Below are 26,936 nucleotides of genomic sequence, written 5' to 3'. Positions count from 1 at the left end.
CGTTCCGCCCTTCTTACAACTCAATACTCATTCCGTCGTAGGACACTTCAATCTTTCGACGTACAAGTTCAGCCCGCTCGGGCGAATCTTCGTCCAGGATCGGGTTGGTGTTGTTGATATGGATAAGGACTTTGCGCGGCCCAGGCACTTGTTCCAGTACTTCCAGCATACCGCCGGGGCCATTCTGGGCCAGGTGGCCCATTTCCCGGCCAGTGCGGGTGCCGACGCCACGGCGCTGCATTTCATCGTCGTCCCACATCGTACCGTCCACCAGCAGACAATCGCTGCCGGCCATGATCGCCAACAACGACTCGTCGACCTTGCCCAGGCCCGGGGCATAGAACAGTTTGCCACCCGTGCGCAGGTCTTCGACGATCAGCCCGATATTGTCGCCCGGGTGCGGGTCGAAGCGATGCGGTGAATAGGGCGGTGCGGCGCTGCGCAGGGGCAGTGGGGTGAAGCGCAGGTTCGGGCAGGCGGCGATGGTGAAGCTCTGGTCGAGTTCGATGCGATTCCAGCTCAACCCGCCGTTCCAGTGGGTCAACATGTTGAACAGCGGAAAGCCCGTGCTCAAGTCTTCATGGACCATGTCGGTGCACCAGACTTGATGCGGGCAACCTTCACGCAGGCTGAGCAGGCCGGTGGTGTGGTCGATCTGGCTGTCCATCAGGATGATCGCGCCAATGCCGGTGTCGCGCAGGGCCCGGCCCGGCTGCATCGGGGCGAACGCCTGGAGCTGGGCGCGAATGTCCGGGGAGGCGTTGCACAGCACCCAGTTCACACCGTCATCGGACAGGGCGATGGACGATTGGGTGCGCGCCTGGGCCCGCAGGCTGCCGTCGCGAAAACCTGCGCAATTGGCGCAGTTGCAGTTCCACTGGGGGAAACCGCCACCGGCGGCAGAACCTAGAATCTGGACGAACATGGCTGCTCCATCTGCAAACCGAAATAAAAACGCCTCGGCTGGCCGAGGCGTAGTGCTGCGTGCTTAACCGCCTGCAGCATTCAACGGCTGGCGAAGTACATGGTGACTTCGAAACCGATACGCAGGTCGATATATGCGGGTTTGGACCAGGACATGGGAATACTCCTTTGGTTGGGATGCTTTCGTTAGATAGAACGGTTGAGACCTATACATATAGTCCACCTCCGTTCGGAGATGTTCAGATGCTTAGGCGCCTATGTTACTAAATCTGACATATTCGTTCGCCGCGATTCTCGAAGAAAGCTCATTACGGCCCCTGCAATGATCACTGCGGCGCTTGCCAGCGCTCTCCCGGGCAGGCTTCGTTGCTCAGGCAATACCATCCCCCTTCAGCCTCGATCAGGCGTTGGGCGGCCATTTGTAGCTGCGTGCGATCCAGGTACACGATGGCAGCGGACAGTTGCTCAAGATAATCCGACGGGTGGCCGGCCAACTTGCCCTGCCAGAGCAGTTCGGCGGCCTGGGCGCAGGGCAGGGCGGTGCCCTGGAGTTGGGCGGCAAGCGCCTGCTGCTGGCCGGTCAGGGAGACATCATCGAGTTGCTGGAGCAACGCCGGTAACCCGGCCAGGAACTGTTCGATGTGGGCGCTCAGTTGCGTCGCCGAAAGGCTGGGCGATTGGACGCCGAACAACATCCCCGTTTGCCCGTCGATCTGCTTCAACCCACTGAACACCGCATAACCCAACTGCAACTCGACGCGCAGGCGCTGGTAGAACGGCGTCTGGCACAGCTGTGCCAGCAATCGCCAGGCGGCTTCGTCGGCCAGTGTCGGGGTGGCTGTCGGGCAAAACAGCAACACGGCCGGTTCTTCGCCGTGAGTCTGGAGCGTATGCCAGAGGCGTTGCCCGCGAGGTGCCGGCGCCAGGCTGGCTTCATCGCCGGCAATGCCCGGCACTCGGGCCAACGCAGGGCCCAACGCTCCTTGGGTGGCCGCCGACAGGCCGATGGACAGCCCGTCCCATCGGGCCGTTGTCCACACGCTTTGGTCGCTTTCGGGCATTGGCAACGCTGACGCTTGGCGGTTGTGGCGGCAGTGATCTGGCAGCGCCTTCAACAGATGCCGAATCGGCATCGGCGGGGTTTCGTGACTGGCCAGGGCCATTGGCAGCGGTTGCGCAAGCTTCGTCAGAACGTGTTCGAGCACCAACGGTATCGGCACCTGTAAGCCAACCAGTTTCAGCAGCCATTGATGACCGGAGGGCTCGAAGCTGACGTCCACACCGGCCTGGCGAGCATCCTCCCGCATATCCTGCAGGTGCCGGTCGAGCCTGGATTGAAAGTCCAGCGGTGCCTGGGTCGTCAGTTGCCAGCGCAGGTACACCGCGCCTTCACGACCATTGTCAGGCAGCGCCTGGCTGAACTGCATGGGCGAGCGTTCCCGACGACCCCGGGAGCGGTCCTGGGCGAAGGTTCGCAAGCCGCGGTGGGCGCTGGTCTGGCCGCGTATCAGCCCGGCGCGGGGCGCTTCGCTTGGCGTTTGCAGGAACGGATTGGGCGCGGGCAGTTGCCATTGTCCCGCGACGTTATCGGCCGGGTGCAGTTGCTTGAGGATTTCCCTGAGCTTCACCAGGTCGTTTGCCAACAGCGGCCCGTCACGTCCTTCACCGTCCCAGCGGGCCACCTGCAAGGCCGATCCTGTCTCTTGCCGGCGCTGCAACAGTGCGGTGAACTCCTCGCGCAACGGCGCCCAGTCGTCCTGGGCGGCAAAGAACCCCAGCCAGTCGTGCAGCAATGCTTGGATTTGCGCCGCTGCCGGAGCGTTGGCGTGCTTGAATTCGATGTGCAGCAGCGCCTGCCCGGCAAACTCATACAGCGCGGTGGCCTTGAGGCTGTCAGCCAGGTCGCGCTGACGCAACGTGGCGAGCAAGCCGCCCGGTTTGCTGGAGTTCAGCCACGTACACAGAAAATCCAGGGCTTGAGGCGAGGCAGCGGGCAAGTCTTCGAAGGCGAACAGCAGATCAAGGCAACCCTCGCGGGCCTGTTGATAACTCGTCTGGGACGATGCCATCAACCTTGGTGGTGCCGGCCTGGCAAGCGCTTCGCCGGCAGGTATGTGGCTGTCGAACTGTTCAGCCAGCGCTTTCAAGGCGTCGATGCTCTGCGGGCCGACCAGGCTCAGGGTCATCTGGCCGCTCTGGTAAAAGCGGCGATAGAAGTCGTGCAATGCGCTTTGGAATTCGGCTTGCATCACCGCCAGGCTATCGCGATTGCCGGCATGAAAACCCCCCAGTGGATGGGTCTCCGACAGGCCGTCATGCAAGGCAAGCTGGCGCTGGGCTGTAGCATCCTGGGACCAGGCGATGAACTCGGCGTGCAGTACTTCCCGTTCGCGCACCTGATCGGCCTCATCCAGGCGTGGGTGAGCGAGCATGTTCCCCAGCCGTTCCAGTCCGTCGGCGAAGGTTGCAGGTGGCAATTCGAAGAAAAAATCCGTGGTGCGTTCGCTGGTGCGCGCATTGACCTGGCCGCCATGGCGCTGCACGTAGGCCATCAGGTTCTCCCCAGCGGGAAAACGCTCGGTGCCGAGGAAGAACAGATGCTCGAGCAAGTGCGCCAATCCCGGCCAGGCCAGGGGCGCGTCATGGCTGCCAGCCGCGACTCGCAGCACTGCAGCGCTACGCTTGAGGCCTGGGACGTGACGCAATGTCACCCGCAAGCCGTTGGCCAGGGTTTCAGTGTGGGGGCGGAGGGAGTCGGGGGCCGGCATGAGCGCTTCCAGAACAAAGATGCGCTCATGCTAGCGGATTAGGCCGCGTTCTCAATCCTCAATCAGTGTTTGTGCAGGTCGCCGTAAAGCTCGGGGCGGCGATCGTGCAGGTAGTTGTAGGCCGCGCGGGAATCGTCCATCAGTTGTCGATCCAGTTCTCCGACGATCAAGGCCTCATCCAGCCCCGCAAGGGCCGGGCGGCTGCCATTCGGTGCGGCGATGCTGCTTTGGCCGCAATACTGCAATTCACCTTCGTGGCCGCAGTAGTTGGCGTATGCCACGAAACACTGGTTCTCGATGGCCCGGGCCCGCACGGTGACGTCGGCGATGAATTCGTAGGGTTGCATGTTGGCGGTCGGCACCAGGATCAGCTCGGCACCGGCCAGGACCAGGCGTCGGGCATTTTCCGGAAACTCCAGGTCGTAGCAGATCAGGAGGCCGAGCTTCCAGCCGTTGAGCTCGACGATGGGCAATGCGGCGTCGCCGGCGCTGAACATGGCGTGATCGAGATCGCCGAACAGGTGGCTCTTGCGGTAGTTGGCCAGGCGCTCGCCCTGGGCGTCGATCAGCTGAACTGCGTTGTAGATCTGCCCGTCTTCGCCGCGCTCAGGGTAGCCATAGACAATCGCCAGGCCGGCGGCCTTGGCAATGCGGGCGATCTGTTGCGCCCACTCGCCGTTGTAGACCTCGGCCAATACATTCACCGCGTCGACGCCGATGTTGTAGCCGGTCATGAACATCTCCGGCAGCACCAGCACATCGGCGCCCCTGGCCTCCAGCGCCACCTGGTGCAGGCGTTGCAGGTTGCCGGCCGGATCCAGTGGCAGCGGCGGGCATTGGTAGAGGGCTACACGCATCAATAACTCCTTTTATTCGGGCAGGGCGATCGGACCGATCTCATTGAACACATCACCTGGACCCGGGTTCTCGGCGTGAGTTTCACCGCCGAAGTGCTTCATGATTCCCCACACGGCATTGAGTGAGGTCTGTACCGCGCCTTCGACCCAGGCCGGTGTCCATGAGACGTCATCGCCGGCGATAAAGATCCCGCGTTGTTCGGCCGGCATGTCGTCCTGCATGAAATGCGCATACATGCGCTGGTTGTAGCGATAGTGGCCGGGCAGGGCGCCCTTGAACGCGCCGAGGAAATGCGGGTCGGCCTCCCAGGACACGGTGATCGGATCGCCGATGATCCGGGCGGCGATGTCCACCTTGGGATAGATTTTCTTCAGGGCATCGAGGGCCAGCTTCACGCGTTTTTCCACCGGGTGCGGGAGCATTTTCAGCGCGTCGCTCATCCAGGAATACGACAGGCAAATCACCCCTGGCTTGTCGTCCCCGTTGTCGAACAGATAGGTGCCGCGGGTCAGGCGGTCGGTCAGGGTCATGCTCATCAGGTCGCGGCCGGTCTCCGGGTCCTTGTCCTTCCAGAATGGCCGGTCGACCATCACGAAGGTCTTCGACGATTGCATGTAGCGGGTGCGGTCCAGGGCCATCCACATTTTTTGCGAGAACAGCGCTTCTTCACATTCGATCTGGGTGGTCAGCAGCCAGCTCTGGCAGGTGACCAGCACCGCGGCGTACTCGCGGGTGTTGTCCCAGACGTCGGTCACGCTGAACCGGCCATCGGCCGCGCGGGCGATGCGCTTCACGCCGCTGCGAGGGGCGCCCAGGTGCAACGAATTCAGGCTGGTCCCTTGCGGCCAGTGCACGCAGCGTTCCGGCACGTGGTTCCAGATACCGTGGGGCACCTGCTCGACGCCGCCGACCACCAGGTGCTGGTGGTCGTCACAGTTGGTCATCACGACACGGAAGATTTCCAGCATCGAATTGGGGAAGTCCGAATCCCAGCCGCCGGTGCCGAAACCGACCTGGCCGAACACTTCGCGGTGCTGGAAAGAGAGCTTGGCGAAGGCCTTGGAGGTGGCGACAAAGTCGTAGAAGGTGCGGTCGTCCCACAGGGGCACCAGGGTGTTCCACAGCTCCTTGAGGCGTGGCACGTCGCGGTCGCGGATCGCCTGCTGGATGTCGCCGAAGCGTGAGCCATCCTCCAGCGCATCGGCCCAGGCGTCGGCGACTTCCTGGAACAGTGCGGGAAGGTCGGCCAGTTTTTGTGCGTAGTAGGTCTGGCCTTCCAGGTCGATGACCGTGCTGCCGGACGCCGGGGTCAGCGGGTTGGGAAACGGTTTGGTCTCCAGGCCCAGCTTGTCGACGTAATGGTAGAACGCGGTGGATGACACTGGAAAACGCATGCCGCCCAGCTCGGCGATCACCCCTTCGGCGCCATTGAACGCTTGTGAGCGCAGGCGCCCACCCATCTTCGACGCCTCGTAGACCACGGGCTTGAGACCCAGCTTCATCAGCTCGTACGCCGCCACCAGACCGGCGATTCCGGCACCGACAATCGCCACTTCGGTACCGTGGTTGTGGGTGGGAATGCTGCCCAGGCCAGCCGGATGCTCGATCCAGTCGTCAAAGGCGAAAGGAAAGTCCGGCCCGAAAATGGTGATGGGCTTTTTGCCGTCTGCTGGGTGGCGATTGTTCTTGTTCATGGCTGACCTTGGTGGGCGACTCGACGCGGTGTTCGTGTCTGAGTATAGGAAAGATGCCAGCCATTCTAGGGAGGGTAGAACACGTTAATAAGACACAATATGTCGTCGTTTTGAGCGCATAGCAGTCATTATGATTTGTTCATAAATCATAATGACGAAATCTGTCCACTGTGGGAGCGAGCTTGCTCGCGATAGCAGTATGTCAGTCCATGACGGTGTTGGCTGGATTGACGCCATCGCGAGCAAGCTCGCTCCCACAGAAACGCTCCCTGACAATTGTCCGCGCGATCAACAGCAACAGATACCCGCCGAAACTCCTATGGGTATTCCCTTGAGGTTATATATCCTGGGTGGCATATTTGTATGAAATGGGACGTTGAATACACTGACGAATTTGAGTTGTGGTGGGACCGTCTCAGTGAGTCAGAGCAAGACTCGGTACAGGTCTCGGTGATGCTGCTCGGCGATACCGGGCCGTATCTGGGCTTTCCTCACACCAGTGATATCAAAGGTTCGCGTCATGGCAACCTTCGTGAGTTACGGGTGCAACATGCAGGTAGGCCTTATCGTGTGCTCTATGCGTTTGATCCACGACGCTGCGCCATCCTGCTGATCGGGGGAGATAAAACCGGCCAGGACCGTTGGTATCAGGACTATGTGCCTTTGGCCGAACGCCTCTATGACGAGCATTTGGAAGTATTGAAGAGAGAGGGCTTTGACCATGGCTAAGAAATTTTCCGATTTGATGGCGCGTCGTTCGCCTGACTCCCAGGCTCGTGCACAGGCTCTGTATCAGCAGTTGCGTGCAGAAATGCCGTTGCACGAGTTGCGTCAGGCGCAGGAGTTGAGCCAGGAGGCTTTGGCCAAGGCATTGCATATCAACCAGGCGGCAGTCTCGAAAATGGAGCGCCGTACGGACATGTACATCAGCACATTGCGCAACTACATCCGGGCGATGGGGGGGGAATTGGAGATTATCGCGACCTTTCCGGAGGGGCAGGTCAGGATCGAAAATTTCTCCCATCCGACACCATAACTTGCGTTGTTCCCTGAGGGCCACAGGCTAAGTGACGCAGGGCTTAGACTGGCTGGCCTCGATCGATTTTGCTGCTGAGGATGATCGAGGTGGTGGTCTTTTCCACGCCGTCCACGCTGCCGATCTGGTCCAGCAACTGGTCCAGCTGTTCCGGCGAGTCCGTGCGCAACCAGGCGACATAGTCGAACTCACCGCTGACCGCGCACAGCTGCTGTACCTGGGCCATGGCGCTCAGGCGCCGCAGCACGTCCTTGCCGGAACGCGGCTGGACCTTGATGCCGACGTAAGCCTGCAAGCCACCGTCAATCACTCGTTGCCCCAGGCGCACGCCATACCCGGTAATCACCTTGGTCTTTTCCAGGCGTGCCAGCCGCGAGGTCACGGTCGTGCGGGCGATACCCAGTTGCCGGGCGAGCATGGCGACGCTTTCCCGGGCGTTGATTTGCAGCGCCGCGATCAGCTGCCGGTCGATTTCGTCGAGGACGGGAGGGCGGGTATCAGTCAAAGTGGGCTCCGGCGCAGGCATTCGATGGCGAGCATGTTACAGGCTCTCACGTGCGAAATAGCCAATGGCAGGCAAAGCCAGTGCGTGCCAGGCGGGGGCCAGGTGTACCTGTGAAGCCCTGAACCAGAAACCGTCCTGGCAAACCAGCTGTTCGGTGGGCAACTGCAACAAGAGATCCAGCGAGAACGACTGCACTGAACCTGGGTCGTCGTTGTCTTGCGCTTCCCAATCGCGCTCGAAACACCGTACATGCAGCTGCTCGGCGTCGAAGCTTTCAAACAGCGGCCGGTTGCCCAGCCACTGCGGATGCACCCGCAACGTGTGTTCCTGGACATCCAGGAGCAGCAATTGCCAGCCTCGATAACTTCCACACTGTTCTGTCACATCGGTTGCCATGCAGGTCAGGGCCAGGTAGCGGCTATCCGTCGACCAGGTCATCGACGGTGCCAGGTCGACCAACGCGCAGCCTGAGGCTGTCAGCAGATGGCCTCCGAGCCGGGGTGTCTGCGCACGCACCCAACTGTCGGCATATTCCGTTTCGCTGCCGAACAGCCAGGCGGCATCCTGACGGTCGGGGGCGGGCTGGATGAAGTCACCGTCGGCGTTGGCCACTTGCGGACGATCCACCAGGCGCCAGGGGGCAACGCTGTGCAGTTGTGAGTTTGTCACCTGCAGGTCCACGGTGTTGTAGAACAGCCGGGATTGCTCGCTGGGATGAAAGAACGACGGGTCGCTGCCGATCGGTGGCGCAGGGATGTTGAAGCGTTGCAGTGCGCTGCTGTCCAGGTCGTGGTCAAGACGACCGGCCACCACTGCCAGACTCAAGCGGCCATCCCGAAAGTCGAGTATCCGTTCCACCCACATGGAGGGGCCTTCCAGCAGGAGTCGATCCTTCACATCTGCAATGACCGCATGGGTGGTCACTGTCGTTGAGTCTGCAAAGGGCAGCAGTGCCAGGTAACGCCCGCAGTCAGAGACGCGATGATCCAGCAGCCAACTGCCTGGCAAGTGCCAATCACCGATCTGGCAGCGATAACCGCCAAGCCCCTCGTGATTGTCGCAAAGCCAGATGAGCTGGGCGCATGCGCCACCCAGCAGCGGCTGCGTCTCGATGTACGAGTCACCGCGCAGGCCCCGGCTGTCCAATGGCATCACAATGGCCGTGCGGGTCAGTTTGAACTCAGCAACCTGTACGCGACCCTGGGCGTCATGACCGGCCTGGGTTTCGGTATCGCTGTGGATGCTGTCCAGACGGTAGCCATACCGGCCGGAACCCGGTCGCGGATAGTCGAGGTACGCGCCGATATGCACATGGTGCGCGTCGAGGCTCAGCAACTCATGCCAGTAGAAGGACGGTTCAGCAGCACTCTTCACCCACGGCGAGGGCAGGGCGCGCCAGCCGGTGTCGAGCTGCCATAACCAATACCGGTCGCCTTCCTCGTGACCGCTTTGCTGTTGGGCCAGGCACACCAGGGCGCGTTGATCGGCGCTCCATACCAACGGTGCGTCTGCTGCCATCAGCAGGCCGGACGGTGCTCCGTTGATGTTGATGGCATAACGCGGCGAAAGCAGGGGCTCCAATGGCTGGGTCTGGTCACGGAAGGTCGAAGGTAATGAAAGATTGCCCAGCAGGCATTGCTGGCCATCAGCGGAGCGTCGTTCGAAGGTTTGCTCAGGATGACAATCGGCTTCCAGCCACAGATCGGCGACAGGCACCAGATGGGTGACGCTGGCGGTTTGCAGCAGCTCATCGAGCCGGGTTTCGCGAACGCTGTTATCCACCAGTGGGCTATGGCGTCCACTCAAGCGGTCGAGGTCAAAAGCGTCCAACTCCCAAAGCTCGCTGTCGGCGCAGCGGTACAGCAGGCGTTGCTGACGGTCGAGGACTACCAGTCCCCATGCCTGCCGGGACGGTACCGGTGCGGCGAAATAACGCCCATCGCTGGAGAACACGGCCGAAGAGCCAAGGCCTTGCAGGAGCACACCGTCGGGGAACAGATAATCGCAATAGGTAGGGCCACCCATGGCGATCTCGCTGTGGTTGAACACCCGGATCGGCTCGCCTTCAGGGGTCAGTTGCGGTTCGCTTCCGCCCCAGGCGCTCGGTCCTTTGCTGGAAACGGGCGCCAACCCAAGGCGTCGTTCCCAGCTACTGACGCAGGCGAGCCCTACGATGATGCCGACAATCGCCACCAAAATGCCCCACCACTCAGGCAACGCCCGGCCCAGGCTGAAACCCAGGCCAAACACGGCGCCGACCGTCAACCGGGCGATGCCTCGGCCCATCGCCAAAAAGCCCAGGCGAGCGGCAAGGCCCATCAGCAGCCCAAGGAACACCACCGCCAGCAAAGCCAATGGGGGCGGCAGCACGGTGACGAAAAAGGCCGGCACCAGCAGGATGCCGAGTTGCCAGAACAGTTCAAGAAACAGTCGGGGGAGGCTGGGGCTGGCGATGATGGGCGTCTCGGTGATAGAGGTTGAGTAACAGGTACGGACGTGGGATGAGATGTTAATTCATCGTTGTAGCCTCAAGTCCTTGGCAGCAATCGTCAAATCAGGAATTCAAATTTGGAGAGCAACTTTACAGTTTCGGGGAGCTTTTGTTGGAGTAGCTTGTCGAGGTATTGCCGCGCACTGTGCGACGGATTTTTCAAGGACGAGCGCTGCCGCTGTGCTGCTTCGAGAACAGCCGCCTGGTCTATATCCCAAAGGTCGGCAACAAAATCGTCAGGGTGCAAAGGCTCGATATCAAATGCTTCGAGAGCGCTCTTTGGAAAGTCCTTAAGGTTAAAATTGACGATGACAGATGCGTTGCATTTGATGGCTGCAGCAAGCACGCCGAATGCCTCATTCGTAACCCATCCCTAACTCCTGGGCTTGTGCAGCCAGTTCGTCCATGGCCGCACGTCTCGCTTGGTCACGCTGTTCCTTGTACGCCATTAGATCAGCCATGCGCTGTTGATCGACTGTTGTCCCTTACGATTTTGGGTCAGAGACGGCACCGAGAAATCGTGCCTGGGCTTCAGTCCTCCTCCGTGAACCGCCGCCGCGTCAGGAAAAGCACAACGCCCAGCGGCACGGCCAGCAGTGCTAGCAGCTCCAGGTCAAAGCCCAGCACCTGCTGCTCACCAACCTTGAAGATGCTGACCAAGCCCGTTGCCAGCAGCGCCAAACCCAGCCACTTGCGCAGCGGGTATGGTTTCAGAAACTGAACGAGGATCGCGCCCAGCACCAGAAGGACGACAGTTTGCATGATGTAGGGCATGTGCAGTTCCTCAGACCTTGATGACCAGCGTCACGACAGAGCGCTGTGGGCCAATCCCGCCATGGACCTCTCCCTCGATGCTGGCCAGCACGTCACCTGCATGCAGGCTCGGCAGGGCCCCTTTGAGGTACCAGTCTCTCACGAGCCTGAAGGCGGCGGATGATAGTCGGGATGCCCCTCGGTGCGCTCACCGCGTGCAGAAGCCCAGAAGTATTTCGCGTGATGCTTGTAGACGTCGGTGACTTCCGATAGGTCCAAGCGACTGTATCTGTGGTGGTCCATCCAGAAACACGAAAGCCGCGCAATGCGCGGCTTTTTGTATGGTGGGCCCACACGGACTCGAACCGTGGACCAAAGGATTATGAGTCCTCTGCTCTAACCAACTGAGCTATAGGCCCTCAGTAGGCCGCGGATTATAACGACGGTTTCTCGGCTGTGCTATCCGAAAAATCCGAAACGGTCATACGAAGAAACGTTGCGGCAAACTCATCGGCGCACAGGGGCAGGCTGACGATGTAGCCCTGGATCTGTTCGCAACCTTCTTCGGTCAGGAATTGCTGCTGGGCCAGGGTTTCGACGCCCTCGGCGATGATGGTGAATTGCATGCTGCGGCCCAGGGCGATGATTGCCCGTACGATGGCCGCGTCGTGGGGGTCATCGGGCAGGCCGCGGACGAAGGATTGGTCGATCTTGAGGATGTCCAGTGGCAGGCGCTTGAGGTAACTCAGGGAGGAATAGCCTGTGCCGAAGTCGTCGATGGCCAATTGCACGCCGAGTTTTTTCAGCTGGTGCAGCACCGTCAGGGCCTCTTCGGCCTGGCTCATGATGAAGTTTTCGGTAATTTCCAGTTGCAATAAGCCAGGCTCGAGCTGGTGCTCGCGCAGCAGTTGTTCGATACGCCCCAGTAGATTGGGTTGGCGCAGCTGGGCCCCGGCCAGATTGACCGAAAGGGGGCCGAGGCTGTCGTAGGTGTCGTTCCATTCGCACAACTGCCGGCAGGCGCGCTCCAGCACCCAGTCGCCAATTTGCAGGATCATGCCGTTTTCTTCCGCCAAGGGGATGAAGCGTTCCGGCGGCACGTCGCCAAACGTGGGGTGCGTCCAGCGGATCAATGCTTCGGCACCCACCAGTTGGTTGTCGACGAGGCTGATTTTGGGTTGGAAAGACAATGACAACTCGTTGCGTTCAATCGCCCGCCGCAGCTCGTGCTCCAGGGCCACTCGCTCGCTGGCCTGGGCGGTGAGGTCGCGGGTGTAGCTTTCCACCCGGTTGCGTCCCTTGGCCTTGGAACGGTACATCGCCGCGTCGGCATTCTTCACCAGCGTGGCGACGTCGCAACCGTCCTGCGGGTAGAGGCTGGTGCCGATGCTGGCGCTGATGAAGAACTCGTGCTCGCCGGCTTGGAACGGAGCGGCAAAGCAGTTCAACAGTTTTTGGGCAATGTGCTCGGCATCGCTGGGCTGTTGCAGGCCCGGCAGCAGGATAATGAACTCGTCGCCGCCCAGGCGTGCCACGGTGTCGATGTCGCGCAACTGCTCGCGCAAGCGTACGGCAATGCCCTTGAGCAACAGGTCGCCGACCGGGTGCCCGAGGCTGTCATTGATGTGCTTGAAGCGGTCCAGGTCCAGGAACAGCACGGCGCCCTGGCCACCGTTTTCCTGCTGGCCATTGAGGGCTGCCAGCAAGCGGCTTTCGAACAGCGTGCGATTCGGCAGGCCTGTCAGCGGGTCGTGGTGGGCCTGGTAATCGAGCCGGGCCTGAGCGTGCTTGAGGCTGGAGATATCGGCGAAGACCGCGACGAAATGGGTGATCTGTCGGTCCCGATTGCGCACCGCGCTGATGGTCAGCCAGCTGGGGTACAGCTCGCCGTTCTTGCGCCGGTTGGAGATCTCTCCTTGCCAGTGCCCTTCGGCCGTCAACTGGTGCCACATCGCGGCGTAAAATGCGCTGTCGTGCAGGCCGGAAGCCAACAACCGAGGTGTATGGCCCAAGGCTTCGGTTTCGCTGTAGCCGGTGATTTCGGTGAAGGCTCGGTTCACTGCGCTGATGTGCTGTTGCGTATCGGTGATCAGCACGCCTTCGGCAGTGCTTTCGAATACGGTGGCGGCCTGTTGCAGTTTCTCCTGCATGAGATGGCGTTCGGTGATGTCCCGGGCGATGGTCAGCATGCAGTCTTCGTTGCCGATGGGCAGCGGGCGACTGGAGACTTCGCAGAGCCGGATTTGCCCGTCGTTGCGACGGATGTGGCAGCTGAAGTCCCTGACAAAGCCGTCCCGCTTCAGCAGGTCGAGCATCTGCTTTCGCTCGTTGAGGTTGACCCAGATGCCCAGGTCCAGGGTAGAGCGATCCACCGACAGGGCACTGTTGAAGCCGGTAATGCGGCTGAAGCCTTCGTTGACTTCGATCAGCAGACCGTCGCTTTGCCGGGACAACAGCAGGCCATCGGGCGAGGCGTGGAACGCCTTGGCAAACTTCTCTTCGGATGTCTGCAATTGCTGCTGGGTTTCCTTGAGCTGGCTGATGTCCCGTACCACCACGACCAGGGCTGGCGTCGTGTCGAGGTCGAAGGGCTCGGCGGAGATCAGCCCGGTGAACACCTGGCCATTGCTACGGCGGAAGGGCATTTCCAGGTTGCGAATGCTGCCGGCCTGCAAGCGCTGCAACAGGCCCGGCCCCACGCCCTGGATGCCCCAGATATCCAGTTCGGTTGCGCTGTGCCCCACCACCTCGGCGGCGCTCAGGCCGATCTGCTCTTCGAAGGCCTTGTTGACCTCCAGCAGGCAACCGTCCAACAACCGTGCAATCACCAGGATGTCCGGGCACTGGCGGAACACCGAGGCAAACTTCTGCTCCGAAAGGCGCAGTGCTTCCTCGGTGCGCTTGGCTTCGCTGATGTCGATCATCAGCCCACGCATCACCGGTTCGTGCCCGTGTTCGATCAGGCTGACAATATCGCGCACCCACAGGCAGCGGCCATCGGCAGTGATCACGCGATAATCGATGCAGTGGTCGCGACCCGCCAGCACTTCATGATCGCAGTAGGTCTGGGCACGGATCAGGTCGGCCGGATGAATGATGTTGCGCCAGAAGCCTGGGATCAGCCAATGGGAAAGGGGATAGCCCAGCAAGTCTTCGGCGTGGGGCGACACGTAGCTGTAGGTGAAGTCGCTGACCCTGGCCTCCCAGGCGATGGCCGACAGGCTCTCCACCAGTCCACGGTAATGGTATTCGCTGCTGCGCAGCTCCTGTTCCAGCTCGACCCGCCGGGCGATTTCCGAGCTGAGTCGGCGGTTGATGCGAATCACCACCGCCAGTATGCCGACCAGGAGCAGCAACGCAGGCAGGCCGTAAAGCAGCAAATCTGACCAGAGCTGGCGGTAGTCATGCACATTGCCGACCCACTTCTGCTGGATCTCGTCGACTTCGGCCGGGCTCATGTCCGCCATGACCTTGTCCAGGATGCTTACCAGTATCTTGCTATCTGGAGGGACGGCCATTGCCAATTGATAGCGATAAGGCGTTTCCCCGCTGACATAAAGACCTTCGAGCTTGAGTTGGCGCAGGCTCCAGACACTGGAGGCCAGATCGCCGACTACCGCGTCTACCTCGTCGGTTGCCAGGGCTTGAAGGGCTGAACTGACGTTGGGCAGCGCCACGAGGTTCAGGTCGGGATGGTGGTTGCGCAGCAGTTCATGGGGGGCATAGTTCTCCACCACGGCGATTTTCAGCCCGTACAGTTCCTTGAGGTTGTGCGGCTGGGCGCCACCGCGATGGGCCAGGATGACAATGGGGAAATCCAGGTAAGGCCGGGTAAACGCCAGGTAATTCTGGCGTTCCGGCGTGGACATGATGCCCGGCAAAAGGTCGATCTTGCCCTGTCCAACCTGCTCCAGCACGGCGGTCCAGCTAACCGGCTCTATGGGGGTGAGCTTGATGGCCAGTCGTTCACGAATGATGTCGACGTAGTCGGCAGCCAGGCCCTGATAGCGGCCCTGGTCGTCACGAAACTCAAACGGCGGCCATGAGGCATCGACACCCAGGCGCAGGTCAGGGTGGTCCTTGAGCCAGCGGAGCTCCTCGTCGGTGAGCGTCAACGCGCCAGCTGTTGCGGTCCAGGTCATCAATGACAGCAAAAGCGCGGCCGTCAGTCTGGGCATCACTGTCTCGACATGGCTTGGGGAGGATGATTCGAGTGTAGACGGACAGGGCGGGGAGGGCTGTAATGAAAGGGATTTTATCTGCACATAACAAAACCCCCGGCAGGGCCGGGGGTTTTGAAGGTCACTCGTCGAGGAAGGAGCGCAGATGCTCGCTTCGCGTCGGGTGGCGCAGTTTGCGCAACGCCTTGGCTTCGATCTGACGAATCCGCTCACGGGTTACATCGAACTGCTTACCGACTTCCTCAAGGGTGTGGTCGGTATTCATGTCGATGCCGAAGCGCATGCGCAGTACCTTGGCTTCACGGGCAGTGAGGCCGGAGAGTACTTCGCGAGTCGCTTCCTTGAGACTCTCGACAGTGGCGACATCGATCGGAGACTGCATGGTGGAGTCTTCGATGAAGTCACCCAGATGGGAGTCTTCGTCATCACCGATCGGGGTTTCCATGGAGATCGGCTCTTTGGCGATCTTCAATACCTTGCGGATCTTGTCCTCAGGCATTTCCATGCGTTCGCCCAGCTCTTCCGGCGTCGGTTCGCGACCCATTTCCTGCAGCATCTGCCGGGAAATACGGTTGAGCTTGTTGATCGTCTCGATCATGTGCACCGGGATACGGATGGTGCGGGCCTGGTCGGCGATCGAGCGAGTGATCGCCTGACGGATCCACCAGGTGGCATAAGTCGAGAACTTGTAGCCGCGACGGTATTCGAACTTGTCCACCGCCTTCATCAGGCCGATGTTGCCTTCCTGGATCAGGTCGAGGAATTGCAGGCCGCGGTTGGTGTACTTCTTGGCGATGGAGATCACCAGGCGCAAGTTCGCTTCGACCATCTCTTTCTTCGCGCGACGGGCCTTGGCCTCGCCGATCGACATGCGACGGTTGATGTCCTTGATTTCGGCGATCGTCAAACCGGTTTCGGTTTCCAGCGCGGTCAGCTTTTGCTGGCAACGAATGATGTCCGGTTGCAGGCGACCAATGGCTTCGGCGTATTTGCTCTTGCCCTTGGCCAGTGCATCGGTCCAGCTTTCGTCGACTTCGTTGCCAGGGAACTGGCGCAGGAAATCGGCACGCGGCATGCGGGCATCACGCACGCAAAGCTGCATGATCGCGCGCTCTTGCTGGCGCAGGCGATCCAGGGCACTGCGAACACGCTCGACCAGGCCTTCGAATTGCTTCGGTACCAGCTTGATCGGCATGAACAGCTCGGCCAGTGCCAACAGCTCGGCAATCGCCTGCTTGTTGTTGCGGCCGTGCTTTTTCAGCGCCTTGCGGGTGATTTCCATCTGGTCGGCCACAGCGCCGAAACGCTGTGCTGCGATGACCGGATCCGGACCGCTTTCGGCTTCTTCCTCGTCGTCGCTCGCTTCGGCGTCGTCGTCATCGGTGTCGTCGTCGGCCTTGGCGGCTTTCGCGTCGATCGGTGGCGGCACTTCGGCGGCAGGCGGCGCAATGCCGTCGTCCGGATCGATATAACCGCTCAAGACGTCGGACAGGCGGCCACCTTCGGTGGTGACGCGGGTGTACTCGGAGAGAATATGGTCAACCGTGCCAGGGAAGTGCGCGATTGCGCCCATCACCTCACGGATGCCTTCTTCAATACGCTTGGCGATTTCGATTTCGCCTTCACGCGTGAGGAGCTCTACCGTACCCATTTCACGCATGTACATGCGCACGGGGTCGGTGGTGCGACCAATGTCGGTCTCGACCGCTGCCAACGCTGCGGCCGCTTCTTCAGCGGCCGCCTCGTCGGTATCGGCGTCGGCCAGCATAAGGGCATCCTTATCTGGAGCAACCTCGAATACGTTGATCCCCATGTCGTTGATCATGCGGATGATGTCTTCCACCTGTTCCGGATCTGAAATATCCTCCGGCAGGTGGTCGTTGACCTCCGCGTAAGTCAGGTAGCCCTGCTCACGACCCAATAGGATCAACTCTTTGATACGAGACTGCTGTTGCGCTTTTCCGGACATAACACCCTATCCACTGAAGGTCTTGGCGGGCAAAAAACAAGCCGAGGATTATACCTGAGCTGTGACCTCACGCGCCAGTTGAGGTCGGGTTTGATGCGCAAACATTGCGGCTGAGTAAGTCGCGCAATTGGTTTTTCTCTTCGCTGGTCAACTCGCTCTGGCGAGCTTTTCGCAAAAGTTGTTCCAGGTTTCGCTCGCGTTGGCGGGCGGACAAGCTAGTAATGGTGTCGAAAAACTGTTGTTCAAGGTTGTCTCCCTCAATCAGCCATTCCTTCTCGGCCAGGGCCTTCAACAGGCGCCCCTGCTCGGTGCCATGCCACCGCGCAATCAACTGGAAAGAGTTTAGCTTGGGGTTCTTCTGCACGGCTTCAAGGAGTGCAACCAGCAATTGCGTATTGCTGTGGTCCTCGGCGGCGAAGTGCCCGGCGTCCTCTACTTTTTCCGCCAGTTGCGGGTGATGCAGCAAAGTGCGCAAGGCGGCCAGTGTTGGTGGTTCGACGGCGGCCGGCACGCGCGGGGCACGTGGCTGGTCGCGATCGCCGCGCTTGCCGTTCTTGTCCCAGGGTTTCTTGTCCCATTTCTTGCCGCCACTGCCGGGTTTTTTCGGTGTCCATTCCTGCTGGGGGGCGTAATCCTGTTGGGGTTGATGATAGTCGGCGAAATCCGGCATCGCGTCGTAATCGATGCCCGGGTCATAAGCCGGTGGCGCTTCCTGGGGGGCGCTGTGCACCAGTTGATTGACCGCTTCGCTGTTCAGGCCGGTGATTTCGGTCAGGCGCTGGCGCATGAGTGTGCGCAGGTTGGCGCCGGGCACCTTGTCGATCAGCGGTGCCGCGAGGGTGGCCATGTGGGCCTTGCCTTCGAGGGAGCGTGGATCGGCTTCTTCGGTCAATTGCTGGAAAAAATAGTCGGCCAACGGTTGTGCATGCTGGTTGATCCGCGCACGAAACGCATCGGTACCTTCGGAGCGCACCAGGGTGTCCGGGTCCTCGCCCTCGGGTAGGAACAGGAAGCGTGCCCGGCGTCCGTCCTGCAGGCACGGCAGGGTAGCCTCCAGTGCGCGCCAGGCGGCGTTACGGCCGGCCTGGTCGCCGTCGAAGCAGAACAGCACGTTGGGCACGACGCGAAACAGGCGCTTCATGTGCTCTTCGCTGGTGGCTGTGCCCAGGGTTGCCACGGCGTTGCGCAGGCCTTGCTGGGCCAGGGCAATAACGTCCATGTAGCCTTCGACGACGATGATTTCATCGAGGTTGCGGTTGTTCTTGCGCGCTTCGTACAGGCCGTAGAGTTCCTGGCCCTTATGGAACACCGGGGTTTCCGGGGAGTTCAGGTATTTTGGCTTGTCGTCGCCCAGCACTCGGCCACCAAAGGCGATGATCCGTCCGCGTGTGTCGCGGATCGGAAACATGACCCGGTCGCGGAAGCGGTCGTAGCGCTTGCCGGTTTCGGCATTTTCAATCAGCAGGCCGGCGTCGATCATGGCGCGCTGTTGCAGCGTATCGCTGCTTAGGTGCTTGTACAGATTGTCCCAACCGGGCGGGGCGAAGCCGAGGCCGAAGTCCCGGGCGATTTCGCCGGTCAGGCCGCGGCCCTTGAGATAATCCACCGCAGCCTTGCGTGCCGGATGGCTTTTGAGGGCCAGGCGATAAAAATCCGCCGCCGCCGTCAGCAGTGGGTAAAGCGGAGAATCGGTCGGTTGGCGTGGCTTGTGCTGTCGACCGCTTTCCTCCCGGGGTATTTCCATGCCAGCGGCTTTGGCCAGTTCTTCGACGGCCTGGGGGAAGTCCAGGTTGTCGTGGTCCATGATGAAGCCGAGGGCATTGCCGCCAGCGCCGCAGCCGAAGCAATAATAGAACTGCTTGTCGGGGCTGACGCTGAAAGAAGGCGTTTTTTCTTTATGGAACGGGCAGCAGGCCGTGTAGTTCTTGCCCGCTTTCTTCATTTGCAGGCGAGAGCTGACCACGTCGACGATGTCGGTGCGGTTCAGGAGGTCGTCAATAAAGCTCTGGGGAATCAGCCCGGCCATGGCGTTCTCATCATCACTGCGCGAAATATGGACCCGAAATCGGCAGGCGTAACCGGGTCTGGGTTTGAGGCACGCTAAATCGGTGGCTCGACCGGGTCGTCTGCATCATCGCTGTCGGGAAGTGTATCTGCCGATAATCCACTGACGTTAATAACTATCAGTATTCGACTGTTTGAATGTGTTGCGCTGAGTCCGGTAACGGCTGTTCAGGCCTCGGATAGCTCATGAAGCGGACACGCAGGCAGGTGCCTTGGGCTGATCGTCGTTAGAGGAATCAGGGTGTGCTCGTCGGTAGCCTTGGAAGGCTCGTCAGGAAAGACGTGCACCGCTGGCAAAAGAGCCAGGTCTGACGCGGTGAAGCAGGTTGTCTTGGTCGCGTCTGCGGCTTTGACGGTGAAGCATCAAGCGTTATTCCGCAAATGCCATAAGCCCGGCTTGAAGGCCGGGCTTGGCAGAAGCTTGCTACGAACGTCTGTGTATTAGTACAGACGTACGGCGCGGCGCTGTTCGCGCTGAACTTTCTTGGCGTGACGCTTAACAGCGGCTGCTGCCTTGCGCTTACGCTCAGAAGTCGGCTTCTCGTAGAATTCGCGGCTACGAACTTCAGCCAGAACACCGGCTTTTTCGCAGGAGCGCTTGAAACGACGCAGAGCTACGTCGAAGGGTTCGTTCTCTTTTACTTTGACGGCTGGCATCCAGAGCTACCTTCATTCATTACCGGGGGCAACATCCTCGCGGCAAAAGAGCACTTGAAGACGTCGGTTTTTAAGGGTTGCGGATGTTAACCCCTCAACGCTCGGAATGCAAAGCCTCTGATCGAAAACCGCTGGTCGGGGCACAACGCGGCGACTATTATGCGCGCCTTCGAATTCAGCCTCTACAAGGCGCAAACCCATGCTAGTACTGGGATTAGAAACCTCCTGCGACGAAACTGGTGTCGCACTTTACGACAGTGAGCGCGGCCTGCTGGCCGATGCGCTGTTCAGCCAGATCGACCTGCACCGCGCCTATGGCGGGGTGGTGCCCGAGCTTGCCTCCCGCGATCACGTCAAGCGCATGCTGCCCTTGATCCGCCAGGTCCTGGCCGAAGCTGGCTGCGTGCCGACCGAGATCGACGGCATCGCCTACACCGCTGGCCCGGGCCTGGTGGGCGCGTTGCTGGTGGGCGCCTCCTGTGCCCAGGCGCTGGCCTTTGCCTGGGGGATTCCGGCCCTGGGCGTGCATCACATGGAAGGCCACCTGCTGGCGCCGATGCTGGAGTCGCAACCGCCGCAATTCCCGTTCGTCGCTTTGTTGGTATCGGGCGGCCATACGCAGCTCATTCGGGTCGATGGCATCGGCCAATACGAGTTGCTCGGCGAGACGCTCGATGATGCTGCCGGCGAAGCGTTCGACAAAACTGCAAAAATGATGGGCCTCAATTATCCCGGCGGGCCGGAAATCTCCCGGCTTGCGACGCAAGGGGTCGATGGGCGTTTCGTGTTCCCGCGGCCAATGTGCGACCGTCCCGGCCTGGATTTCAGTTTCAGCGGGTTGAAGACCTTCGCCCTGAACACTTGGCAGCAGTGCGTCAGCGCCGGGGACGACAGCGAGCAAACCCGTTGCGACATCTCGCTGGCGTTCCAGCAGGCCGTGGTGGAGACTTTGACCATCAAGTGCAAGCGCGCCCTCAAGCAGGCCGGGCTCAAGCGCCTGGTGATCGCAGGCGGCGTGAGCGCGAACAAGGCCTTGCGGACATCGCTGGAGAAAATGCTCGGCGACATGAAGGGCGACGTTTACTACGCCCGGCCGGAGTTCTGTACAGATAACGGCGCGATGATTGCCTTTGCCGGTTGCCAGCGCTTGCAGGCCGGCCAGCACGAAAGCCTGGCGATCAGCGTACAGGCGCGCTGGCCGATGGAGCAGTTGGCGCCCCTGTGAAGCGTCATTTAAAAATGCCGTTCGCGCCCGGCGAACAGGTCGCGTAGATTGCCCCGGTGACGCCAGACGATCAGCGCAACCAGCGCGGTCATGGGCAGCAAGGCCGCCGGTTCCTGCCAGGCCAGCAACGGCAGGGTCAGCGGCGTGGCGATCAGCGCGGCCAGGGAGCTGGTGCGGGTCAGGTAGAACGTCAGCAGCCAGGCACAGGCAGCCAGCAGGGCGGCGGGCGGGTACAGGCCCAGCAGCATGCCGGCGGCGGTTGCGACACCCTTGCCGCCACGAAAGCGAAAGTACAGCGGGAATAGATGGCCGATGACGGCGCAGACGCCAATCCAGGCCTGTTGCTGCAACGAGAGCCCTGCGAGGCTGGCGATCAATACCGGGACAAGGCCTTTGCAGAGGTCGCCCAGCAGGGTCAGGATGGCAAGTTTGCGTCCGGCCAGGCGCAGCATGTTGGTGGCGCCGGCATTGCCTGAGCCACTCATTCGCGGATCCGGGCGACCGGTCAGGCGGCTGAGCAAAATGGCGAAGGACAGCGAGCCGAGCAGGTAGGCGAGAATCGCCAGTAACCAAAACATGCTAACTATTCCGGGCGAGGACGCCCTGATTCTAACGGCGCATTGCGCCCTTGTCGTGCTGCGGAGAAGAGTGCTTGGACAGAGTGTTTATCGAGGGCCTGGAAGTCGACACGGTAATCGGGGCCTACGACTGGGAGCGAGGCATCCGACAGTGCCTGCGGCTTGACCTGAGCTTCGCCTGGGACAACCGCCCGGCCGCCGCGGGCGACGACCTGACCCTGGCGCTCGACTACGCCAGCGTATCGTCGCGCATCCAGGCATTTGCCGAACGGGCGCAGTTCCAATTGGTCGAGACCTTTGCCGAGCGACTGGCCCAGGAGCTCATGGATGAGTTCAAGATCACCTGGCTGCGTCTGAAATTAACCAAGCCTGGCGCCGTACCGGCGGCCAGCGGCGTGGGTGTGGAGATCGAGCGCGGATGTCGCTGACTCAGGTTTTTCTCGGGCTCGGCAGCAATATCGAGCGCGAAACCCATCTGTGCGCCGGTCTTGAAGCCTTGGCCGGTTTCCTGGTGGACATCCGCTGTTCGGCCGTGTTCGAGAGCCAGCCGGTGGGTATCAAGAGCGGGCCATTCTTCAATTTCGTCGTCTCGGCCTTCACCGATCTGCCGCTGATGGAGCTGGATCGTCGTCTCAAGTTCATCGAGGCGGACAACGGTCGCTATGCGCCGGACCGCAAGGGGCTGCCGCTGGATATCGACGTGTTGTTGTATGGCGAACAGGTCGGCAACTTCGATGGGTTGATCTTGCCGCGTGCGGAAATCCTCAAGAACGCCTTCGTCCTGTGGCCTTTGTCGTTGATCGCTCCAGATCGGATTCACCCAGGCGTGGGCAAAAGCTTCGCCACTTTGTGGGAAGAATCGCAGATCGACCAGGTGCTGGCGCCGGTGGCTTTCGAATGGCGAGGCCAGCAGCTTACGCCATCGAATCTGCGCTGAAGCGCCTGTCACTATCGCGAGCAAGCTCGCTCCCACAGTGGATCTCGGTTGAACACTAGAGATGTGCTCACTGAAATCCTAATGTGGGAGCGAGCTTGCTCGCGATGACGACGGAACATCCAACACAAATGCAAGCTGATCCAAGATTCCGTCAGCTTGCCGCTTCCTTGTAGGCCTTCAAAGCCCTGAGGCGCTCGCGCTTGATCGCCTCACCCAGCTCCGGTCCCTTGAAGCCCTTCTCCAGCAAGGGCTGCACCGCCACTGCGCGGGCCGCTGCCGCTGCGCCCCGCAAATAATCAGCCTGTGGATAACTTCGCTCTTCAAGCCCTTTGCGTCCCCGCGCATCCATCTCACAGGCTGCGATGAATTCCTCGAAGCGCTGAGGTCGACGGTACACATCGAAGCTCTGCAGCAGCTCAAGCAAAGTGGATGCCTTGAGCTCAAGCGCGCGATGACCATGGGTGTGGTATTGGCCAACCAGTAACGCCAATTCCTGACAGTCGCGGGGCGCCTTGAAGCGTTCGTTGACCGCTTTGATCAGCTTCAGCCCTGTGTGCTCATGGGCGATGTGCCGCGGCCATTCGTGTTGGGGCGTCAGGCCTTTGCCCAGGTCATGGAGCAGGCAGGCCCAGCGGACTGTCAGCGGTTGTTGGTGCAGGGCGGCTTGTTCCAGCACGCTCAGGGTATGGATGCCTGTGTCGATTTCCGGGTGATGGGCCTCAGGCTGGGGCACGCCAAACAGCGCATCGACCTCTGGCATCAGGACCTTGAGGGCCGTGCAGTCGCGCAAGACCTGGATAAATACCTGTGGCTGTTTTTCCATGAGGGCGCGGGAAATTTCTTTCCAGCTGCGCTCGGCCGTCAGAGCTTCCAGCTCGCCGGAATCGCTGAGTTGGCGCATCAGTTCAAGGGTTTCGTCCGCCACCTTGAAACCCAGCGAAGCATAACGCGCGGCGAAGCGGGCAACTCGCAGGACTCGAAGGGGATCTTCGGCGAAAGCGGGGGAAACGTGGCGTAGTACCCGGGCTTCCAAGTCGCGTTGGCCATGGTACGGATCGGTCAGGTTGCCGTGGTCATCTTCGGCCATGGCGTTGATCGTCAGGTCCCGGCGAACCAGATCCTCCTCCAGGGTCACTTCAGGGCTGGCATGGAACACGAAGCCGCCATAGCCTCGGCCGCTCTTGCGTTCGGTGCGGGCGAGGGCGTACTCCTCGCCGCTCTTCGGGTGTAGGAATACCGGAAAATCGGCTCCCACCGGGCGAAACCCCTTGGCGAGCATTTCCTCGGCGGTGGCACCCACCACGACCCGATCGATGTCGGTGACGGGAATGCCTAGCAGGCGGTCGCGAACGGCGCCGCCGACTTTATAGATCTGCATAAAAAACCTCCGTTGGTCCGACAGGATAACCTTTGCGTCGGACGTCCGGAGGTGAAAACGGGCTCAAAGATGAATGACGGCTAGGTCCAGGCGACCGTAGTCTCCTTCGGCTTGTTCGCCTCTGGGTGGCACGTGATGGGTTTTCATCACCTGGTCGCCTTGCAGGGTTTCCAAGTGGATGTCGAAACCCCAGAGGCGATGCAGGTGCTTGAGCACTTCGTCGGTGGAGTCGCCCAGTGGTTTGCGGTTGTGCGCCTGGTGCCGCAGGGTCAGCGAGCGATCCCCGCGGCGGTCGATGCTGTAGATCTGCACATTGGGCTCGCGATTGCCCAGGTTGTACTGCGCCGCCAGGGTTTCGCGAATGATGCGATAGCCGCCCTCATCGTGAATGGCAGGTACCACCAGGTCATCTTTCTGATCGTCATCGAGGATGCTGAACAGTTTCAGGTCGCGGATCACCTTGGGCGAGAGGTACTGCAGGATGAAGCTTTCGTCCTTGAAGCTGCTCATGGCGAATTTAATGGCGGACAACCAGTCCGAACCGGCGATTTCCGGGAACCAGTGACGATCTTCTTCGGTAGGGTTTTCGCACATGCGCCGGATGTCGCGGTACATGGCGAAACCCAGTGCGTAGGGGTTGATACCGCTGTAGTACGGGCTGTCGAAGCCAGGTTGGAATACCACGCTGGTGTGGGACGTCAGGAACTCCATCATGAAGCCGTCGGTGACCAGGCCCTCGTCGTACAGGTCGTTCATCAGCGTGTAGTGCCAGAACGTGGCCCAGCCTTCGTTCATCACTTGGGTTTGGCGCTGTGGATAGAAATACTGGGCGATCTTGCGCACGATGCGCACGATTTCCCGCTGCCACGGCTCCAGCAGCGGCGCATGTTTTTCAATGAAGTAGAGAATGTTTTCCTGGGGCTCGGCAGGGAACCGGGCATTGTCTTTTTCGTTGTACTTGTCTGCACCTTTGGGGATGGTGCGCCACAGATCGTTGATCTGTTTTTGCAGGTGCTCTTCGCGATCCTTTTGGCGCCGACGTTCTTCTTCGGCGGAAATCGGATACGGCCGCTTGTAGCGGTCCACGCCGTAGTTCATCAGGGCGTGGCAGGAGTCCAGCAGGTCCTCCACCGCGTCGATACCATGGCGTTCCTCGCATTGCATGATGTACTGCTTGGCGAACACCAGGTAATCGATGATCGAGCTGGCATCGGTCCAGGTGCGGAACAGGTAGTTGCCCTTGAAGAAGCTGTTGTGCCCATAGCAGGCATGCGCCACCACCAGGGCCTGCATGCAGATGGTGTTTTCTTCCATCAGGTAGGCGATGCAAGGATCGGAGTTGATGACGATCTCATAGGCCAACCCCATCTGGCCCCGGCTGTAGGATTTCTCGGTGCTGAGGAAGTGCTTGCCGTAGGACCAGTGGTGATAGCCCAGCGGCATGCCGACCGACGCGTAGGCGTCCATCATCTGCTCGGCGGTGATCACCTCGATCTGGTTCGGGTAGGTGTCGAGGGCATAACGGTCCGCGATACGGCTGATTTCGCGGTCGTAGGCCTTGATCAGCTCGAATGTCCATTCGGAGCCGGTGGAAATAGGCTGGCGCTTCTGCTCTTTTTTGGCGGTCATGTCACTAACCTGCGCTGGAAGAGTTCACGGAAGACCGGGTAGATATCCCCGGCCGAGACCAATTGCTGTTGGGCAAATGTGTCGGAAAAAGCTTCGGCAATCCGTTCGTATTCGTACCACAAGGCCTGGTGTTCGCGTGGAGTAATTTCCACGTAGGTGTAGTACTGGACGAACGGCATGATCTGGTTGATCAGGATGTCACGGCAGATCGGTGAATCGTCGTTCCAGTTGTCACCGTCCGACGCCTGGGCTGCATAGATGTTCCATTCGTTGGCGGGGTAGCGCTCGGCCATGATCTCCTGCATCAGCTTCAGGGCGCTGGAGACGATGGTGCCGCCGGTTTCCCTGGAATAGAAGAATTCCTCTTCGTCCACTTCCCGGGCGCTGGTGTGATGGCGGATGAACACGACATCGATCTTGTCGTAGTTCCGTTTCAGGAACAGGTACAACAGAATGAAGAAGCGCTTGGCGATGTCCTTGGTGGCCTGGGTCATGGAACCGGATACGTCCATCAGGCAGAACATCACCGCCTTGGAGCTGGGGTTTGGCTGTTTCACCAGCAGGTTGTACTTGAGGTCGAACGTGTCGAGGAACGGTACGCGATGGATGCGGGCGCTGAGTTTCTCGATTTCCGCTTCAAGGTCCTGAATGTCGCCAAAATTGTCGGGTTCTTCGCGTTTCAGGCGGGCCAGTTCTTCCTTGGCCTCGCGTAGTTTTGCCCGACTGCTGCCCGACAGAGCGATACGCCGGGCGTGGGCCGAGCGAAGGGTGCGGATAATGTTGATGCGTGACGGATTGCCTTCGTTGCTGATACCGGCACGCACGGTCTTGAAGGTGTCGGTGCCGGTCAGGTTGCGCTTGACCAGGTTCGGCAGCTCCAGGTCCTCGAACATGAACTCCAGGAATTCCTCCTGGGTGATCTGGAACACGAACTCATCCATGCCTTCGCCGGAGTTACCGGCCTTGCCGGGTCCCTTGCCGGCGCCTCCGCCCTGGGGACGGGGGATGTGCTCGCCACTGGTGAATTCCTTGTTGCCGGGGTGCACGACGGTCTGTTTGCCACCGCGACCATGGTGAAGCACCGGCTCGTCGATGTCGCGACCGGGGATACTGATCTGTTCGCCGTGTTCCATGTCGGTAATGGAACGACGGCTGACCGCCTCTTCGACGGCCTTCTTGATGTGGTCACGGTAACGCCGCAGAAACCGCTGGCGGTTCACCGTGCTCTTGTTCTTGCCATTAAGGCGTCGGTCGATCACATAGCTCATAGGCCCCTCCGGGGGAGCTTC

General features: G+C 60.5%; 21 protein-coding genes, 1 tRNA gene and 2 pseudogenes. 5 read left to right on the top strand and 19 right to left on the bottom strand.

The annotated features are described in order from the left end of the window. Positions 1 to 13: 13 nt before the first annotated feature. From pqqB to LOY50_RS26250, 5 genes are all read right to left on the bottom strand, one after another. Positions 14 to 925, bottom strand: a complete 912-nt coding sequence (pqqB, locus tag LOY50_RS26270; protein WP_053189961.1) for a pyrroloquinoline quinone biosynthesis protein PqqB — start codon at positions 923 to 925, stop codon at positions 14 to 16. Positions 926 to 1,005: 80 nt separating this feature from the next. Beyond that, positions 1,006 to 1,080, bottom strand: coding sequence for a pyrroloquinoline quinone precursor peptide PqqA (gene pqqA / locus LOY50_RS26265; RefSeq protein WP_003177660.1), 75 nt, complete (start codon positions 1,078 to 1,080; stop codon positions 1,006 to 1,008). A 170-nt stretch (positions 1,081 to 1,250) separates the two neighbouring features. Next, positions 1,251 to 3,692, bottom strand: a complete 2,442-nt coding sequence (gene pqqF, locus LOY50_RS26260) for a pyrroloquinoline quinone biosynthesis protein PqqF (RefSeq protein ID WP_258689546.1) — start codon at positions 3,690 to 3,692, stop codon at positions 1,251 to 1,253. A gap of 62 nt (positions 3,693 to 3,754) precedes the next feature. Next, positions 3,755 to 4,549: a carbon-nitrogen hydrolase family protein gene (locus tag LOY50_RS26255; protein WP_258689545.1), complete on the bottom strand. Its 795-nt coding sequence runs from the start codon at positions 4,547 to 4,549 to the stop codon at positions 3,755 to 3,757. Positions 4,550 to 4,561: 12 nt separating this feature from the next. After that, positions 4,562 to 6,244, bottom strand: coding sequence for an NAD(P)/FAD-dependent oxidoreductase (locus tag LOY50_RS26250; RefSeq protein WP_258689544.1), 1,683 nt, complete (start codon positions 6,242 to 6,244; stop codon positions 4,562 to 4,564). 363 nt (positions 6,245 to 6,607) lie between these two features. On the opposite strand from LOY50_RS26250, the gene LOY50_RS26245 reads away from it, so the two are divergent. Further along, entirely contained in the window at positions 6,608 to 6,973 is a 366-nt protein-coding gene (locus LOY50_RS26245; protein ID WP_214509864.1) for a type II toxin-antitoxin system RelE/ParE family toxin, read from the top strand. Beyond that, entirely contained in the window at positions 6,966 to 7,280 is a 315-nt protein-coding gene (locus LOY50_RS26240) for an XRE family transcriptional regulator (RefSeq protein WP_024616743.1), read from the top strand. The genes LOY50_RS26245 and LOY50_RS26240 overlap by 8 nt, the downstream gene beginning before the upstream one ends. 43 nt (positions 7,281 to 7,323) lie before the next feature. On the opposite strand, the gene LOY50_RS26235 is transcribed toward LOY50_RS26240, so the two are convergent. The 10 genes and pseudogenes from LOY50_RS26235 to rpsU all read right to left on the bottom strand — a co-directional run bounded on the left by LOY50_RS26235 (position 7,324) and on the right by rpsU (position 19,900). Beyond that, entirely contained in the window at positions 7,324 to 7,785 is a 462-nt protein-coding gene (locus LOY50_RS26235) for an Lrp/AsnC family transcriptional regulator (protein WP_018607342.1), read from the bottom strand. A 36-nt stretch (positions 7,786 to 7,821) separates the two neighbouring features. Then, on the bottom strand, positions 7,822 to 10,257 hold the full coding sequence (locus LOY50_RS26230) for a sulfite exporter TauE/SafE family protein (RefSeq protein WP_408980875.1): 2,436 nt from the start codon (positions 10,255 to 10,257) through the stop codon (positions 7,822 to 7,824). Positions 10,258 to 10,334: 77 nt separating this feature from the next. Next, positions 10,335 to 10,622, bottom strand: a pseudogene (locus LOY50_RS26225) (PIN domain-containing protein); the annotation flags it as partial. A 10-nt stretch (positions 10,623 to 10,632) separates the two neighbouring features. Next, positions 10,633 to 10,740: pseudogene (locus LOY50_RS26220) on the bottom strand (DNA-binding protein); the annotation flags it as partial. Between the two features lie 67 nt (positions 10,741 to 10,807). Beyond that, a complete protein-coding gene (locus tag LOY50_RS26215; protein ID WP_214509862.1) occupies positions 10,808 to 11,050 on the bottom strand; it encodes a hypothetical protein in 243 nt (80 codons plus the stop codon). Positions 11,051 to 11,371: 321 nt separating this feature from the next. Beyond that, a tRNA-Ile gene (locus tag LOY50_RS26210) sits at positions 11,372 to 11,448 on the bottom strand. A gap of 15 nt (positions 11,449 to 11,463) precedes the next feature. Then, positions 11,464 to 15,207, bottom strand: coding sequence for a bifunctional diguanylate cyclase/phosphodiesterase (locus LOY50_RS26205; protein WP_253469949.1), 3,744 nt, complete (start codon positions 15,205 to 15,207; stop codon positions 11,464 to 11,466). A gap of 124 nt (positions 15,208 to 15,331) precedes the next feature. Next, the gene (rpoD, locus tag LOY50_RS26200; protein ID WP_258689541.1) at positions 15,332 to 17,179 is read right to left on the bottom strand and encodes an RNA polymerase sigma factor RpoD; all 1,848 of its coding nucleotides are present in this window, start codon (positions 17,177 to 17,179) and stop codon (positions 15,332 to 15,334) included. Between the two features lie 67 nt (positions 17,180 to 17,246). Continuing rightward, on the bottom strand, positions 17,247 to 19,205 hold the full coding sequence (dnaG, locus tag LOY50_RS26195; RefSeq protein ID WP_253469946.1) for a DNA primase: 1,959 nt from the start codon (positions 19,203 to 19,205) through the stop codon (positions 17,247 to 17,249). 479 nt (positions 19,206 to 19,684) lie between these two features. After that, on the bottom strand, positions 19,685 to 19,900 hold the full coding sequence (gene rpsU, locus LOY50_RS26190) for a 30S ribosomal protein S21 (protein ID WP_002551877.1): 216 nt from the start codon (positions 19,898 to 19,900) through the stop codon (positions 19,685 to 19,687). Between the two features lie 199 nt (positions 19,901 to 20,099). Between rpsU and tsaD the strand changes: the two genes are divergently transcribed. Then, complete coding sequence (gene tsaD, locus LOY50_RS26185) at positions 20,100 to 21,125, top strand: tRNA (adenosine(37)-N6)-threonylcarbamoyltransferase complex transferase subunit TsaD (protein WP_253469943.1); 1,026 nt, start codon at positions 20,100 to 20,102, stop codon at positions 21,123 to 21,125. 8 nt (positions 21,126 to 21,133) lie between these two features. On the opposite strand, the gene plsY is transcribed toward tsaD, so the two are convergent. After that, positions 21,134 to 21,703 carry a glycerol-3-phosphate 1-O-acyltransferase PlsY gene (plsY, locus tag LOY50_RS26180; RefSeq protein WP_249877205.1) on the bottom strand — a complete coding sequence of 190 codons (570 nt, stop codon included), beginning with the start codon at positions 21,701 to 21,703 and terminating at the stop codon, positions 21,134 to 21,136. 74 nt (positions 21,704 to 21,777) lie between these two features. Between plsY and folB the strand changes: the two genes are divergently transcribed. Together folB and folK are read left to right on the top strand one after the other, a co-directional pair. Next, on the top strand, positions 21,778 to 22,131 hold the full coding sequence (folB, locus tag LOY50_RS26175) for a dihydroneopterin aldolase (protein ID WP_253469940.1): 354 nt from the start codon (positions 21,778 to 21,780) through the stop codon (positions 22,129 to 22,131). Further along, positions 22,122 to 22,640, top strand: coding sequence for a 2-amino-4-hydroxy-6-hydroxymethyldihydropteridine diphosphokinase (folK, locus tag LOY50_RS26170; RefSeq protein ID WP_253469937.1), 519 nt, complete (start codon positions 22,122 to 22,124; stop codon positions 22,638 to 22,640). Before folB ends, folK begins: the two co-directional genes overlap by 10 nt. A 151-nt stretch (positions 22,641 to 22,791) precedes the next feature. Here the strand turns inward: folK and LOY50_RS26165 are convergent, their stop codons facing one another. The 3 genes from LOY50_RS26165 to LOY50_RS26155 all read right to left on the bottom strand — a co-directional run bounded on the left by LOY50_RS26165 (position 22,792) and on the right by LOY50_RS26155 (position 26,915). Then, positions 22,792 to 24,018 carry a multifunctional CCA addition/repair protein gene (locus tag LOY50_RS26165; RefSeq protein WP_253469934.1) on the bottom strand — a complete coding sequence of 409 codons (1,227 nt, stop codon included), beginning with the start codon at positions 24,016 to 24,018 and terminating at the stop codon, positions 22,792 to 22,794. 63 nt (positions 24,019 to 24,081) lie between these two features. After that, positions 24,082 to 25,647: a SpoVR family protein gene (locus tag LOY50_RS26160; RefSeq protein WP_253469931.1), complete on the bottom strand. Its 1,566-nt coding sequence runs from the start codon at positions 25,645 to 25,647 to the stop codon at positions 24,082 to 24,084. Beyond that, positions 25,644 to 26,915: a YeaH/YhbH family protein gene (locus tag LOY50_RS26155; RefSeq protein ID WP_014340517.1), complete on the bottom strand. Its 1,272-nt coding sequence runs from the start codon at positions 26,913 to 26,915 to the stop codon at positions 25,644 to 25,646. Before LOY50_RS26155 ends, LOY50_RS26160 begins: the two co-directional genes overlap by 4 nt. Positions 26,916 to 26,936 lie beyond the last annotated feature (21 nt).

The sequence above is a fragment of the Pseudomonas sp. B21-010 genome, from assembly GCF_024749325.1.
Classification (GTDB): domain Bacteria; phylum Pseudomonadota; class Gammaproteobacteria; order Pseudomonadales; family Pseudomonadaceae; genus Aquipseudomonas; species Aquipseudomonas kilonensis.
This window is presented reverse-complemented; position numbering and strand designations above follow the sequence as displayed.